15 protein-coding genes are annotated in these 12823 nt (G+C 73.7%); 7 read left to right on the forward strand and 8 right to left on the reverse strand.

Features of this window, described 5'->3' with window-relative positions:
* Positions 1-78 precede the first annotated feature (78 nt).
* From OG618_RS02855 to OG618_RS02865, 3 genes are all read right to left on the reverse strand, one after another.
* Positions 79-1701 (reverse strand): hypothetical protein, encoded by a 1623-nt coding sequence (locus OG618_RS02855; RefSeq protein ID WP_329485525.1) that lies wholly within the window; start codon positions 1699-1701, stop codon positions 79-81.
* Positions 1702-1948: 247 nt separating this feature from the next.
* Positions 1949-2377 (reverse strand): nucleoside deaminase, encoded by a 429-nt coding sequence (locus OG618_RS02860; protein ID WP_329485527.1) that lies wholly within the window; start codon positions 2375-2377, stop codon positions 1949-1951.
* Positions 2374-3237 carry an LLM class flavin-dependent oxidoreductase gene (locus OG618_RS02865; protein WP_329485528.1) on the reverse strand — a complete coding sequence of 288 codons (864 nt, stop codon included), beginning with the start codon at positions 3235-3237 and terminating at the stop codon, positions 2374-2376. The genes OG618_RS02860 and OG618_RS02865 overlap by 4 nt, the downstream gene beginning before the upstream one ends.
* A gap of 94 nt (positions 3238-3331) precedes the next feature.
* Here OG618_RS02865 and OG618_RS02870 point away from each other — a divergent pair, with 94 nt between their 5' ends.
* Positions 3332-3805 (forward strand): Lrp/AsnC family transcriptional regulator, encoded by a 474-nt coding sequence (locus OG618_RS02870; RefSeq protein WP_329485529.1) that lies wholly within the window; start codon positions 3332-3334, stop codon positions 3803-3805.
* A 104-nt stretch (positions 3806-3909) separates the two neighbouring features.
* Here the strand turns inward: OG618_RS02870 and OG618_RS02875 are convergent, their stop codons facing one another.
* Positions 3910-4221, reverse strand: a complete 312-nt coding sequence (locus OG618_RS02875) for a beta galactosidase jelly roll domain-containing protein (protein WP_329485530.1) — start codon at positions 4219-4221, stop codon at positions 3910-3912.
* 206 nt (positions 4222-4427) lie between these two features.
* Between OG618_RS02875 and OG618_RS02880 the strand changes: the two genes are divergently transcribed.
* Positions 4428-5156 carry a hypothetical protein gene (locus OG618_RS02880; protein WP_329485531.1) on the forward strand — a complete coding sequence of 243 codons (729 nt, stop codon included), beginning with the start codon at positions 4428-4430 and terminating at the stop codon, positions 5154-5156.
* A gap of 36 nt (positions 5157-5192) precedes the next feature.
* Here OG618_RS02880 and OG618_RS02885 read toward each other — a convergent pair whose 3' ends face one another.
* Positions 5193-5744, reverse strand: a complete 552-nt coding sequence (locus OG618_RS02885) for a histidine phosphatase family protein (RefSeq protein WP_442906750.1) — start codon at positions 5742-5744, stop codon at positions 5193-5195.
* Positions 5745-6058: 314 nt separating this feature from the next.
* On the opposite strand from OG618_RS02885, the gene OG618_RS02890 reads away from it, so the two are divergent.
* Both OG618_RS02890 and OG618_RS02895 read left to right on the forward strand, forming a co-directional pair.
* Entirely contained in the window at positions 6059-6277 is a 219-nt protein-coding gene (locus tag OG618_RS02890; protein ID WP_329485533.1) for a CbtB domain-containing protein, read from the forward strand.
* 17 nt (positions 6278-6294) lie between these two features.
* The gene (locus OG618_RS02895) at positions 6295-7077 is read left to right on the forward strand and encodes a CbtA family protein (RefSeq protein WP_329485534.1); all 783 of its coding nucleotides are present in this window, start codon (positions 6295-6297) and stop codon (positions 7075-7077) included.
* 142 nt (positions 7078-7219) lie between these two features.
* Here the strand turns inward: OG618_RS02895 and OG618_RS02900 are convergent, their stop codons facing one another.
* Entirely contained in the window at positions 7220-7786 is a 567-nt protein-coding gene (locus OG618_RS02900) for a GNAT family N-acetyltransferase (RefSeq protein ID WP_329485535.1), read from the reverse strand.
* A 69-nt stretch (positions 7787-7855) separates the two neighbouring features.
* A complete protein-coding gene (locus OG618_RS02905) occupies positions 7856-8389 on the reverse strand; it encodes a GNAT family N-acetyltransferase (RefSeq protein WP_329485537.1) in 534 nt (177 codons plus the stop codon).
* 356 nt (positions 8390-8745) lie between these two features.
* Between OG618_RS02905 and OG618_RS02910 the strand changes: the two genes are divergently transcribed.
* The 3 genes from OG618_RS02910 to OG618_RS02920 all read left to right on the forward strand — a co-directional run bounded on the left by OG618_RS02910 (position 8746) and on the right by OG618_RS02920 (position 11972).
* The gene (locus OG618_RS02910; protein ID WP_329485538.1) at positions 8746-9657 is read left to right on the forward strand and encodes a phytoene/squalene synthase family protein; all 912 of its coding nucleotides are present in this window, start codon (positions 8746-8748) and stop codon (positions 9655-9657) included.
* Between the two features lie 132 nt (positions 9658-9789).
* Positions 9790-10593, forward strand: coding sequence for a glycerophosphodiester phosphodiesterase (locus OG618_RS02915; RefSeq protein WP_329485539.1), 804 nt, complete (start codon positions 9790-9792; stop codon positions 10591-10593).
* Positions 10590-11972, forward strand: a complete 1383-nt coding sequence (locus tag OG618_RS02920; RefSeq protein WP_329485540.1) for an MFS transporter — start codon at positions 10590-10592, stop codon at positions 11970-11972. Before OG618_RS02915 ends, OG618_RS02920 begins: the two co-directional genes overlap by 4 nt.
* A 55-nt stretch (positions 11973-12027) precedes the next feature.
* Here the strand turns inward: OG618_RS02920 and OG618_RS02925 are convergent, their stop codons facing one another.
* Positions 12028-12759 (reverse strand): heparin lyase I family protein, encoded by a 732-nt coding sequence (locus OG618_RS02925; protein WP_329485541.1) that lies wholly within the window; start codon positions 12757-12759, stop codon positions 12028-12030.
* Positions 12760-12823: the final 64 nt, after the last annotated feature.

Below are 12823 nucleotides of genomic sequence, written 5' to 3' on the forward strand. Positions count from 1 at the left end.
GCGCGGAACGCGGGGCACCGGCCCGGCTCCCCCCTCGGGAGCCGGGCCGGTGCCGCCGGGTCGGGGCGGTCGGGACACTCAGGCGACGAGCTTGATCACCGCCTCGGCCGCGGCCTTGCCCGCCGCGGAGACGATCGCCTTCACCAGGTCGCCCAGGGCTCCCGTGACGCCGGCCGCGAGGGTGTCGGTGCCGTCCAGGGTGGCCTTGAAGGTGCCGTTGAGGATGCCGTCCCACTTGGCGGTGATCTGGGGGTTGTTGCCGACGAAGGTGAAGTCGTCGTTGCGGTCCGGGGTGCCGAAGGGCAGTCCGGCGACGGTCCCCTCGGTGTGGCCGGAGCGCTGGAAGGTGAACACCGTGCCGTCCGGCGTCATGACGGCGGCCGAGATGGTGTAGTCGATGTTGTCGAAGCCGCTGTCATGGGCGTGCGTCGTGAACGAGTAGAACCCGTCCTGCCGCATCACGACGTGCGCCGAGCCTCCGACGGCGATGTCGGTCGTGACGTCCTGGTCGAAGTTCTTGCTCGAGGTGTCGTACCAGAAGTGGTCCCGGACGGAGGCGTCGCCGCCGACGAACCACAGCTCCATGCTCCCGGGGATCCGCGAGACGGCCGCGACCCCACTGGTGATCGAGGCGCTGCCGGCCGGGGCCAGTTCGAAGCCCTGCCAGGCGCCGCCCTCGTACCAGTACCGGTCCTGCACCGACCCGTTGGGCCCGACGAAGAAGACCTCCATGCTCCCGGGGATCCGCGAGACCGCCGCGACGCCGGTGTGGGTGGAGGCGCTGCCGGCCGGGGCCAGCTCGAAGCCCTGCCAGGCGCCGCCCTCGTACCAGTACCGGTCCTGCACCGACCCGTTGGGCCCGACGAAGAAGACCTCCATGCTCCCGGGGATCCGGGAGACGGCCGCGATGCCACCGGTGGGGGCGGCGCTGCCGGGGCCCGAGAGTTCGAAGCCCTGCCAGGCGGCGCCCTCGTACCAGTACCGGTCCTGGACGGAGCCGTTGGCGCCGACGAAGAAGACCTCCATGCTGCCCGGGATCCGCGAGACGGCCGCGATGCCACCGGTGGGCGCGGCGCTGCCGGGGCCCGAGAGCTCGAAGCCCTGCCAGGCGGCGCCCTCGTACCAGTACCGGTCCTGGACGGAGCCGTTGGCGCCGACGAAGAAGACCTCCATGCTGCCCGGGATCCGCGAGACGGCCGCGATGCCACCGGTGGGCGCGGCGCTGCCGGGGCCCGAGAGCTCGAAGCCCTGCCAGGCGGCGCCCTCGTACCAGTACCGGTCCTGGACGGAGCCGTTGGCGCCGACGAAGAAGACCTCCATGCTGCCCGGGATCCGCGAGACCGCCGCGATGCCACCGGTGGGCGCGGCGCTGCCGGGGCCCGACAGCTCGAAGCCCTGCCAGGCGCCGCCCTCGTACCAGTACCGGTCCTGCACCGACCCGTTGGCGCCGACGAAGAAGACCTCCATGCTGCCCGGGATACGCGAGACCGCCGCGATGCCACCGTTGACGGAGGCGCTGCCGGCCGGCGCCAGCTCGTAGCGCCGCCACGGCGACCCGTCGTACCAGTACGCGCCCTGGACCGAGCCGTCCTGGGCGACCCACCAGAGCTCCATGCTCCCGGGGATCCGGGAGACCGCGGCGACCCTGCTCGACACCGACGCGCTGCCGGCCGAGGAGAGCGTGAATTGGTTCCAACTCATCTGGGACCTCCCGTAGTTCGCTGCAGAAGCGACGGACCGGAAGGCTCCCGGCCCGCTCCGAGCGGGGCGCTCTCCGGTCTCCCGGGCCGAGCACCCCACCGCGTGCTCCCACGGTAGGAATCCGCCGGGGCGAGGGCATGAGGCCGTGGTCCTGCCTGTGTCCCGGGACCAGTGCACCACCCGGGCCCGCACCGCCCTGGGACACCGGCCCGGGCCCACCAGGGCCGCCGGGCCGCGGTCCTGACGGTCAGTGGTAGTAGCCCGCGACCACCGCCCGCACCTCGTCGTACAGGGCCGGGCCCTCCTGCGGGACGGGCGGCCGGCCGCTGCCCGGCCGGATGCCCAGGAGCTGATCGTTCGACAGGGCGAACACGACCCGCCGCAGCCCCGCCTGCTGGACGGCCGCCTCGCACATGGAACACGGCTGGCAGCTGGTGTACATCGTGGTCGCCGCCGCCGTGGCCGCGTCCAACTCCCGTGCGGCCCAGCGCGCCAGCTTCAGTTCGGGGTGCGCGGTGATGTCCCGCTCGGTGCGGGTCGTGTTCCGCTCCTCCGCGAGCACCGCGCCGTCCGGGCCGGCCAGCAGCGATCCGAACGGCGGGTTGCCGCTCGCGCGGGCCTCGGCCGCGAGCGCGATCGCCCGCCGGAGAAGGGTGTGGTCGTCGGGGACGGTCATGACTGCTCCGTAGGGGTGAGAGGGGGCTGGATGTGCGCGGCCACGGCGGCGAGTGCCTGCCAGGCCGCCTGCGGACGGCGGGTCTCGCGCGGGTCGCCGTGGTAGGGGTCGAGGACGACGGTGTCGGCGCCCAGCAGCCGGAGCCGGTCGAGGTCGGCCATGACCTGCTCGATCGTGCCCTCGCCGGCGAGCCGCTCCGGTCCGGTGACCGGCTCCGCGGTGAGCCGGAGCGCGATCCGGGGCGCGAAGGCGGGGACGGGGCGCCGCTCTTCGGCGGCGAGCTCCCCCAGCCGGGCCACGGATCCGCGCAGCATCGGCAGGGTGCAGCGCAGCGGGTGCCAGGCGTCCGCGAACCGCACCGCGCGGCGCAGGCCCGCCTCGCTGTTGCCGCCGACCCAGAGCGGGATGCGCGCGGTCCCGTAGGAGGCGGTGTCCGCCCAGGCCGCCCTGAGGTCCACCAGGTGGGCGTCGGTCAGCCGCCCCCGCCGCTCGAACGGGACCCCGAGGGCGGCGAACTCCTGCCGGGCCCAGCCCACCCCCACGCCGAGGACCAGCCGGCCGCCGCTCAGATCGTTCAGGTTGGCCGCCATCCGGGCGACGAGCAGCGGGTGCCGGTACGGGGCGATGAGGACGGTCGTGCCGAGCCGGACCCGGCCGGTGACACCGGCCAGCCAGGACAGCGTGGTGAACGGCTCGTAGAAGGGGGCGGGGTAGCGCTCGGCGACATCGGGCGTGACGGCCACGTGGTCCGAGACCATCAGCAGGTCGAAGCCCAGGTCTTCCACCGTCCGGGCCCAGTCGCGCAGGACTCCCGGGTCGGTGCCCGGGCCGAAGTTGGGGACGTTGATTCCGATCTTCACACCGCACAGGCTAGCCAGGCCGGACCGGCCGTCAGAAGGGATTCCTGCCTGTTCAGGGGGGCTCCAGCCGTGGATTCACCGGTAATCTGAGGAGATGACCGAGACTCTCGACGCGACGGACTGGGCCATCCTGACCGAGCTCCAGCAGGACGGCCGGCTGCCCTTCACGGAGCTGGCCCGCCGGGTGAACCTGAGCGCGTCGGCGACGACGGAACGGGTCCGGCGACTGGAGACGGCCGGGGTGATCACCGGTTACCGCGCCGAGGTGGACCTGGAGCGGACGGGGCATCCGGTGCTGGCGGTCGTCCGGCTGAAGTACCCGGGGCCGGGGACGCGGCACGAGCCGCTGCGCCGGCTGGTCGGCGAGCGTCCGGAGATCCTGGAGTGCCTGCGCACCACCGGGGACGACTGCTACGTCCTGAAGGTGGCGACCACGTCGATGGGCCATCTGGAGGAGGTCGTTGACGCGCTGGCCCAGCTGGGGAGCACGACCACCAACCTCGTCCTGAGCCGGACGCTGCCGTTCCGCGGCCCGCGCGTACCGCGCGCGGACGGCGGGCCGCTCTGAGTGGTCACGGCCGAGGGGGCGCGGTGGACGGCGCCGAGCACCGTCCACCGCGCCCGCGGGGCTCGGGTGGCACGGGTCAGGGCTCGTAGCGCCTTGCCCAGGTGTCAGCCGTTGACGAAGATCTCGGCCCGGTACCGGCGGGACGGGTCGTCGGTGAGGGTCAGGCCGAGCGAGGTGTCCTGCCCGGCGGGCAGGTCGAGCGGCACCGTGGTGGTGTACCAGGAGACCCCCGGGGTGGTGTCGGTGGCGGGCAGCCGGGTGGGGGTCCAGTCATCGGTCGGGTAGCCCGGCAGCTGTAGCCCCGCCCGCTCGCCGTGCAGCCCGCCGACGGCCAGCGGGCCCCGTACGGGGTCGACGGGGGTCTCGCCGCCGAGGTTCCCCTGGAGCCGCCAGGTCACGGCGCCGGGCGGGATCACGCATCCGAACCTCCAGGTTCTCGACCGGCCGGAACATCCCCACCGAGCGGGCGGCGCCCGTAGCAGTCCGGTGACACGGAATGATCCATTCCGTCGACTGTTCGTACTACCTTCGATCATGCACAGCACCGCCGCAGCCCGGCCCCCACCAGGGAGGGAGCGGACAACGTGCCCGTCCTCACCCTTACTTGCACGGGAGAACCCGCATGTCCCTCAAGACGACCCGCCGCGCGTCCGCCGTCCGCTCGCTGGCCGGCACGGTCCTGACCACCGCCCTGCTGGTGTCCGCCGCGACGGCCTGCTCCTCCTCCCCCGGCACCGCCGCCGGCACCGCCGCGCCGACCACCGCCGCGACGGGGGCGCCCGGCGCGACCGGGACGCCCGCACCGACCGGTACCCCCGGCTCGACCGGCACCGCCGCGCCGAGCACCGCACCGAGCACCGCGCCCGGCACCGCGAAGCCGACCACCACGCCCACCGCGCGCCCGACCACCCCGCCGGCCGTACCGCCCAAGGCGACGTCGCCCGGCCACACCCAGACCCTGGTGGACGGCAGCACCGCCGAGATCCAGGACCTCGGCAACCAGAACTACCGCGCCAAGATCGTCAGCCGCGGCTCGGTCCTGGCCACGCTGGAGACGAACAACAGCGACACCGGGCTGGACGCCAACGACATGTTCGTCGTGCTCTCGATGGACGGCCAGGTCCACTCCTGGATGGGCGGCGCGCAGCAGGGGCCGGGCACCTTCAAGCTCGCGGGCGGCTGGACGGCGAAGGTCACCAAGGTCGGCGAGCTGCACTACCGCGCGCAGATCCTCGGCATGGGGAACGAGGAGGTCGGCACCCTGGAGGCCAACCAGCAGGACGACGGCGCCGTCGCCAACGGCGTGTACATCGTGCTCAGCACCGGCGGCCGGATCAGCGCCCACATGTGAGCCGCGCCCGGGCCGGCCCGCCGTCGGCGCCCGGCCCTACCCGAGGTCCCGGCCGCAGCGCAGGTTCCACCGCCCCGCGCGCCCGGACAGTTCGGTGACCGACAGCGGACGGACGTCGAGCCGCCAGAAGGCCGCCGGGGGCAGGCCGAGCGCGTGCACCACCGCGGCCCGGACCACCGCGGGCTCGGCCACCACCAGCACCCGGCCGGCGTCCCCGGCCCGCCCGTCCAACCAACCGCCGACCCGGGTGACCAGGGCGGCGACCGACTCCCCGCCGTGCGGCGCCGCGGCCGGGTCCGACATCCAGACGGCGAGCGCCGCCGGGTCGGTGGCGGCGACCTCGTCGAGGCTCCGGCCCCGCCAGGCCCCGACGTCCAGGTCGGCCAGGTGCGGAGTCGGCTCGGCGCCGAGGCCGAGCGCCTCGGCCGTCCGGCGGCAGCGCGGCGCGGGCGAGGTGAAGGCCCGGGCCGGTGCCGGCAGGGCGCAGGCCGCGGTACGGGCGGCGGCCAGGGCCGCCTCGTCCGGCGGGCCGTCGTCGCCGAAGCGGGCCGAGCGCAGCTCGGACCCGATCACCGGTGCGACCAACATCACCCGTACCGTCACCCGACGTCCTCCCTGCCCGGAACCGCACTGTTGCACGCATACGGACGGAAGCTCGCTAGCGCGCTCGCGCCGGTCCGCGCGCCCATCACCCCCGCAACGCCCTTGGCGGCGCTCCCGCGACACGGTACCGTCCCTGCGACAACTGAAGACGACGGTGTGTGGAAGACCGGTGAGAAGCCGGCACGGTCGCGCCACTGTGAATCCGGAGCCTGGAGTACGTACGGGCCCCGGCGAGTCAGACCCGCCCCCGTCGTCCGTGCTCCACCGAACGGGACGCGTGTTCCCAAAGGAGGTCGGCCATGGCTCACCCCATCGCCCCCGCTGCCAGTGCCACACCGGCCATCACCCCCATCTCGGTCAGGGCGATCCTGCCCTGGGCCGTCTTCTTCGGCATCCTGCTGATGGCACTGCTCTACTTCGTCGGCGCCGAACAGGGTGCCACCTCCCTCATCTCCGGCGAGGACGTGCACGAATGGGTGCACGACGGTCGCCACCTGCTCGGTTTCCCCTGCCACTGACCGAGGGGAACCGAACCGTGAACTCAGCGACCGTCAGATCCCTGCTCGTCCGCGGCATGCTGGCCGGCCTCGCCGCCGGTCTGCTCGCCCTGCTCGTCGCCTACCTGCTCGGCGAGCCCCGGGTGGACGCCGCCATCGCCTACGAGGAGGCGCACGCCGCCCACGGCGCCGACCACGGCATGGAGGTGGAGATCGTCAGCCGTGCCCTGCAGTCCACCGCCGGGCTGGCGACCGGTGTCCTCGTCTACGGCGTGTCCTTCGGCGGGACAGCCGCCCTCGCCTACAGCTTCGCCCTCGGCCGGGTCGGCCGCTTCACCCCGCGGGCGACCGCGGCCCTGCTGTCCGGGGTCGCGCTGCTCGCCGTGTACGTGGTGCCGTTCCTCAAGTACCCGGCCAACCCGCCGTCGGTGGGCGACCCGGAGACGATCGGCCAACGCACCACGCTGTACTTCCTGATGATGGCGCTCAGTGTGCTGTTGGCGGTCGCCGCGGTGATCGTCGGCAAGCGGCTCGCACCGCGCCTGGGCAACTGGTACGCCACCGTCGTCGGCGTGCTGGGCTTCGGGGTGGCCGTCGGCCTCGCCTACGTCCTCCTGCCCGGGATCAACGAGGTGCCCGAGGACTTCTCGGCCACCCTGCTCTGGCAGTTCCGGATCTCGGCGCTCGCCATCCAGCTCACCCTCTGGGCCACCTTCGGCCTGGTCTTCGGCCACCTCGCCGAACGGCTCCTCGCCCCGAAGCCCGCGACCACCGCGGCGCCCCGGGAGACCGCGCAGAAGGCCGCCGCGTCCGCGCTCTGACCAGCACCGGCACGGCGACCCGCACGACCGGGGCCGGCGGGGACGACCTTCCGTCGTCCCTGCCGGCCCGGTTCGCATTCGATGGCAATGCGCCCGTCCCACCACTGAGTTGACGCGCCGAGGGCTTCAGTCGGGGGGCCGGTCATGACCGCGGGCGGGTGAGGTCCGGTTCGTCGTCCCACCGCACCGGTGTGGCGGTGCCCGCGAGCCAGTCACGGCGCAGGACGGCGTACCCGACGCTGTCGTGAGCCGGGCCGTCGCCCGCGGGCCAGGCCTCCCGGTAGTGCGCCTCCTTGACGTAGCCGCAGCGCAGGAACGTGCGACGCATGGCCAGGTTGTCCCGGCGGGTGGTTCCCTCGACACGGCTCACCTGCGGGAACTCGTCGAACAGATAGCGCGTCAGCCAGTCCAGTGCCCGGCTGCCGAGACCCTGGCCGCGGTGCGGTGCGGCGAGCCTCAGGTCGAACACCGGGGTCTCGTCGCCCAGGTCCTCCAGGCGGATCAGGCCGACGTCCCGGCCGTCGGCGGTGATCCAGAACGTCCGGGTCCGCGGGCCGTCGAACAGGCCGTCCGCCACCCACCGGCGAGCCTGGTCGGCGTGGACCCGGGCGGTGCTGTGGAACGGCCACTCGTGGCCGCCGAGGAAGGCGACCAGCGCGTCCGTCTCGGCGGGCCGGTCGGGCAGGGAACGTCGGTAGGTGATCTCCACCGGGGCACCCTACGCGCGGGAGGCGCCGGGCTCCCAGGCGTTTTCGACGGGACAGCGGCCCGTCCGGCCTCACCGGCGGCCGGACTCCGGTCCGACAGCCGGGCGGGCGGTCAGCACGCGGGTGGTGCTGCCGTCGTCCTCCTGGATGTCCCGGACGTGTGCGAAGCCGATCCTGGTCAGCAGGGTCAGCGAGGCGCTGTTCGGCGCGGCCACCGTGGCGTGCACCTCGGGCAGCCCGAGGGTGCCGAAGCCGTGGCCCACGAGGGCCCGGGCCAACTCCGTGCCCAGGCCGGACCCCCACGCCGCCGGAGCCAGCGCGTAGACGATCTCGTGGCCCCCGACCGCGTCGGTCGGCTTGATCTCGGCGTGCCCGATCAACGCGCCGTCCCGGCGGACGGCCCAGACGTCGAAGAGGTCCTGCGCGTAGACCTTGGTGAAGATCCGCCCGAACAGGGCCCGGTCCTCCTCCTCGGAGGCGGGGCCGTCGCCCATCCACCGCGACACCCGCGCGTCCTGGAACAGGGCCACGAAGGCCTCCTCGTCCTCGGGGACGTAGCGGTCCAGGAGCAGCCGCTCGGTGCGCAGGATCGGGGTCTGCCTCATGGACGGCGACGCTACCCACCGGACGCCGCACCCGACAAACCACTTTCCCGGGCAGGTGAACCGGTGGGCGGGTCGGGCCGTAGGCCGTGCTGACCCTGCCTTCCCCCGGGGCGGACCCACCGCCGTGGACCACGCGGCCTGACGGGCCCTCCGGGGCTTCCGGGGCCTCCAGGCGGTCAGAACGGGGCCGGCAATCGGCGTGAGGGGCTCACCAGGATCTTGCGTCCCCGTCCGGCCTCGAAGCCGGCGGCTTAGGCGCACCCCGGCTTCCGCGCCGTAGCGGGCCGCTCGCTGCCGCGGGCCCCGGGTGCACCCTCTAGGCTCGGTGGGTCGGAGATCAAGGAAGAGGGCGACACGTGGGCGGCTGGGACAGGGCACTGGACGCGGCCGGGGTGGCCGACCCCGGGCTGCGCGACGACTACGGCCGGCAGCGCCGGCAGGTGACGCGGTACAAGCCGGAGGCCGTCCTGGCCGCCCGGCTCCTGCTGCCCGCCCGGCTCGTGCCGCACGTCATCGCGGCCACCGCCTACATGCACCGCACCGACACCCTGCTCGACAGCGGCCCGCTGGACGGCCGGAAGGCGGCGTACGCGCGCTGGGAACGGGAGGTCGCCGACAGCCTCGCCGCCGGCCGGACCGACGACCCCGAGCTGCGGCCGCTGCTGAACACCGTCGCCGCGCACCCAGCCCTGCGCGACCGCGCGCTGGAGCACCTCGCCGGAGCCGTCGCCGACCTCGACTTCACCGGCTTCGCCACCGAGGCCGACTACCAGCGCTACCTGGACGCCTACTCGTTGCCCGCGTTCATGGTCGTCGCCACCCTGCTCGGCCCGGACGGCGACCAGAGCGCCTACCGCAGCGCCTGCCGCACCTTCATCGACGCCAGCCAGCGGCTGGACTTCGTCAGCGACCTCGCCGAGGACCTCGCCGACGGCCGTCTGACGATCCCCGAGCAGACCCTGGCCCGGCACGGGGTGACCCGCGCCGATCTGGAGCGGGGCGAGAGCCTCCCGGCCGTCCGGACGCTGGTCACCGAACAGCTCGACCTGGTCGACCGCACCCTCGCCGAGGGCCCCGCCCTGATCGCCCTCGTCCCGCCAGCCCACCGGCCGATGGTCCGCTGCACGATCGGCCTGGACGAACTGACCAGCGCCGCCGCCCGCGCCGACGTCCCGGCCCTGCTGCGCCGTTCGGCCGGACCGCCCAGGCCCGCCGCCCTCCGCCTGCTCGGCCGCGAGTACCTCCGGGCCCGCCGAGTGCGCGGCTGAGCGGTACCCGACCTGCCCACCACGCCAGCGGGCATTACTGCTTGACAGGGTGCGTAATACTGTAACGCGCACGGGCCCGAGCGCCGGCGGCGCCGGACCGACGGGCCCCTCCCAGCGAGCTCGGAGCACGACATGCACCCCTTCCTCGACCAGCCGGGGCCGCTGGCCTTCGCACACCGGGGCGGTGACCTCGGCCGTCCGGAGAACTCGCTCGCGGCCTTCGAGGCCGCCGTGGCCCTCGGGTACCGCTACCTCGAAACGGATGTGCACGCCACCGCCGACGGCGTCCTGGTGGCCTTCCACGACTCCCGCCTGGACCGCGTCACCGACCGCACCGGCGCGGTGGCCGACCTGCCCTGGGAGACCGTCAGGCAGGCCCGGATCGGCGGCACCGAACCGGTACCGCTGCTGGAGGACCTGCTCGGCGCGTTCCCGGAGGCCCGCTTCAACGTCGACGTCAAGGCGATGCCGGCCGTCGGACCGCTGGTCGGGGCGGTCCGCCGGACGAACTCCTGGGACCGGGTCTGCGTCGGCGGCTTCTCCGACAGCCGCCTCTCGGCCGTCCGCGCCGCCGCCGGCCCCCGGCTGGCCACCTCGCTCGGCCCCCGCGAGGTGGCCCGGCTGCGGCTGCGCTCGCTGGCCGGGCCGCTGCTGCGGGGCCCCGGGGCGCCGTTCGCCGGGGTGTGCGCGCAGGTGCCGGAGCGGCACCGGGGCGTGCCGGTCGTCGACCGCGCCTTCGTCCGCGCCGCCCACCGGCTCGGCCTGCCGGTGCACGTCTGGACGGTGGACGACCCCACACGGATCGGGGCTCTCCTCGACCTCGGGGTGGATGGCATCATGGCCGATCGCATCGACGTCCTGCGGGACGTCCTCGGCGAGCGCGGCTGCTGGACCGACGGCAGCACCGGCTCCAGCACGGTGACAGGAGCCTCATGAGCACCACGGCCCACCTTCCGGACCGCCAGGCGGTCACCACCGACGACCGGGCCCTGCGCCGGATGCAGTTCGGCTGGTACATCAACGACTGGGCGAACGCCGCCTTCTCGGCCACCGTCCTGACGGTGTTCCTCGGGCCGTACCTGACCTCGGTGGCCAAGAACGCCGCCGACGCGGCCGGCGACGTGCACCCGCTCGGCCTCTCGATCCGCGCCGGATCGTTCTTCCCCTACACGGTCTCCTTCTCCGTGCTGATCTCGGTGGCGGCGATGCTGCTGACCGGGACGGTCGCGGACCGCACCGGGCGGCACAAGGAGCTGATGTGCGGCGCCGCCTACGTCGGCGCGGTCGCCACGATGGGGATGTTCTTCCTCGACGGCGACCGCTACCTGCTCGGCGGCGCGCTGCTGGTGGTCGCCAACATCGCGTACGCGGTGTCGGTCGCGCTCTCCTACGCCTACCTGCCGGCCCTGGCCACCCCCGACGAACGCGACACCGTCTCCTCCAAGGGCTGGGCGTACGGCTACGCCGGCGGCGGCCTGCTGCTGGTCGCCAACCTCGCGCTGTTCGAGGGCCACGACGCGCTCGGCCTGTCCTCCGGCACCGCCGTGCGGATCTGCCTGGCCTCGGCCGGCCTGTGGTGGGCGCTGTTCACCATCGTCCCGATGCTGCGGCTGCCGTCCCGGGCCGGCGCGGCGCCCGAGCGCGCCGCGGCCGCACCCGACAACCGGCCCACCGCCGGGAGCCTGCGCGAACTCGCCCGCACGCTGCGCGGCATGCGCGAGCACCCGCTCACCCTGCTCTACCTGGGCGCCTTCCTCTGCTACAACGACGGCATCCAGACCGTCGTCTCCCAGGCCTCGCTCTACGGCAGCGAGGAGCTCGGCATGGACCAGACCTCATTGGTCGCCGCCGTGCTCCTGGTCCAGATCGTCGCGATCGGCGGTGCGCTGCTGCTCGGCCGGATCGCCCGCCGGTACGGTGCCAAGCGGACCGTCCTCGGCTCGCTGGTCGGCTGGGTGGTCACCCTCGCCCTCGGATACGTCATGCCCGCCCACCAGCCCGCCTGGTTCTTCGTCCTGGCGTGCATGATCGGCCTGGTGCTCGGCGGCAGCCAGGCACTCTCCCGCTCGCTGTTCTCCCACCTCATACCGGCGGGCCGGGAGGCGGAGTACTTCAGCCTCTACAAGGTCAGCGACCGCGGCACCAGCTGGATGGGCCCGCTGGTCTTCGGCCTCGCCTACCAGATCACCGGCAGCTACCGCTCGGCGATCATCTCGCTGCTGGTGTTCTTCGTGATCGGCTTCGCCCTGCTGACGAAGGTCCCGCTCCGCCGCGCCATCGAGGCGGTCGGCAACCCCGTCCCCGAGCGGCTGTGACGGTCCGGACCCGGGCGGCAGGCCTGCTGCCGCCCGGGTCCGGACCACCGGGTCCTCACGAACCCGCGGTGGCCGCCTCCAGCGTGGTCGCCATGACCGGGCTGGTGAAGGTGTTCGTGGCGTCCCCCGAGGACGGGTGGTAGGAGCCCCACTTCAGGTAGTTGCGGGTGCCGTCCCAGGTGGTGCCCTTGAAGGTGCCCGAGCCGGTGGTGAACGTCTGCTTCACGCCGTCGAACCAGAAGTCGATGGTGCCGTCGGTGCGGCCGAGACGGATCTTCAGCGCGTAGGAGTGCCACTGGTCGTTGGCGGTCGGCGCGGTCCACAGCTGGTGCGCGACGTGCTCGGTGTCCCACTCCTGGAGGCGGATCCGCCCGGTCGTCGCGTCGATCTCGATCGGGTGGTTCGCCGTGCCGGTGCTCGGCGAGCACTTCAGCTGGAAGACGTACCGGCTGTTCGCGTCCTTGATGTCCACCTTGGACGACCAGCCGAGGTAGAAGGTGTCCCCCTCCTTCAGGTCGGGGCCGAGCGTCTCGCAGCGCTCTTCGCCCGCGGCCTGGAAGGCCCGCCACACACTGCCCTTCGCCGCGTCCTTGACGACGCCGAAGTTGCCCGCCGCGCACTGGACTCCGGTGAACGAGGACGGGCCCTTGGCGGTGCTCGGGGTCCAGAGGACCTTGCCCGCCGCGGCGGCCGGGCTGCTGGCGGCGGCCGAGCCGCAGGAGAGCGCGAGCACGGTGAGGGCCGCAGCGCCGACGGCGGTCTTGCGGTGCTGGGACAGAAGGGACATGCCTCTCCCGGGTGGATGAGTGGCGGAGAACGGAGGCCGTCCGGCCGTGGGGGCGGCCCGGACG

Origin of the sequence: Kitasatospora sp. NBC_01246 (genome assembly GCF_036226505.1) — a bacterium.
In the GTDB taxonomy this organism is placed as follows: Bacteria; Actinomycetota; Actinomycetes; order Streptomycetales; family Streptomycetaceae; genus Kitasatospora.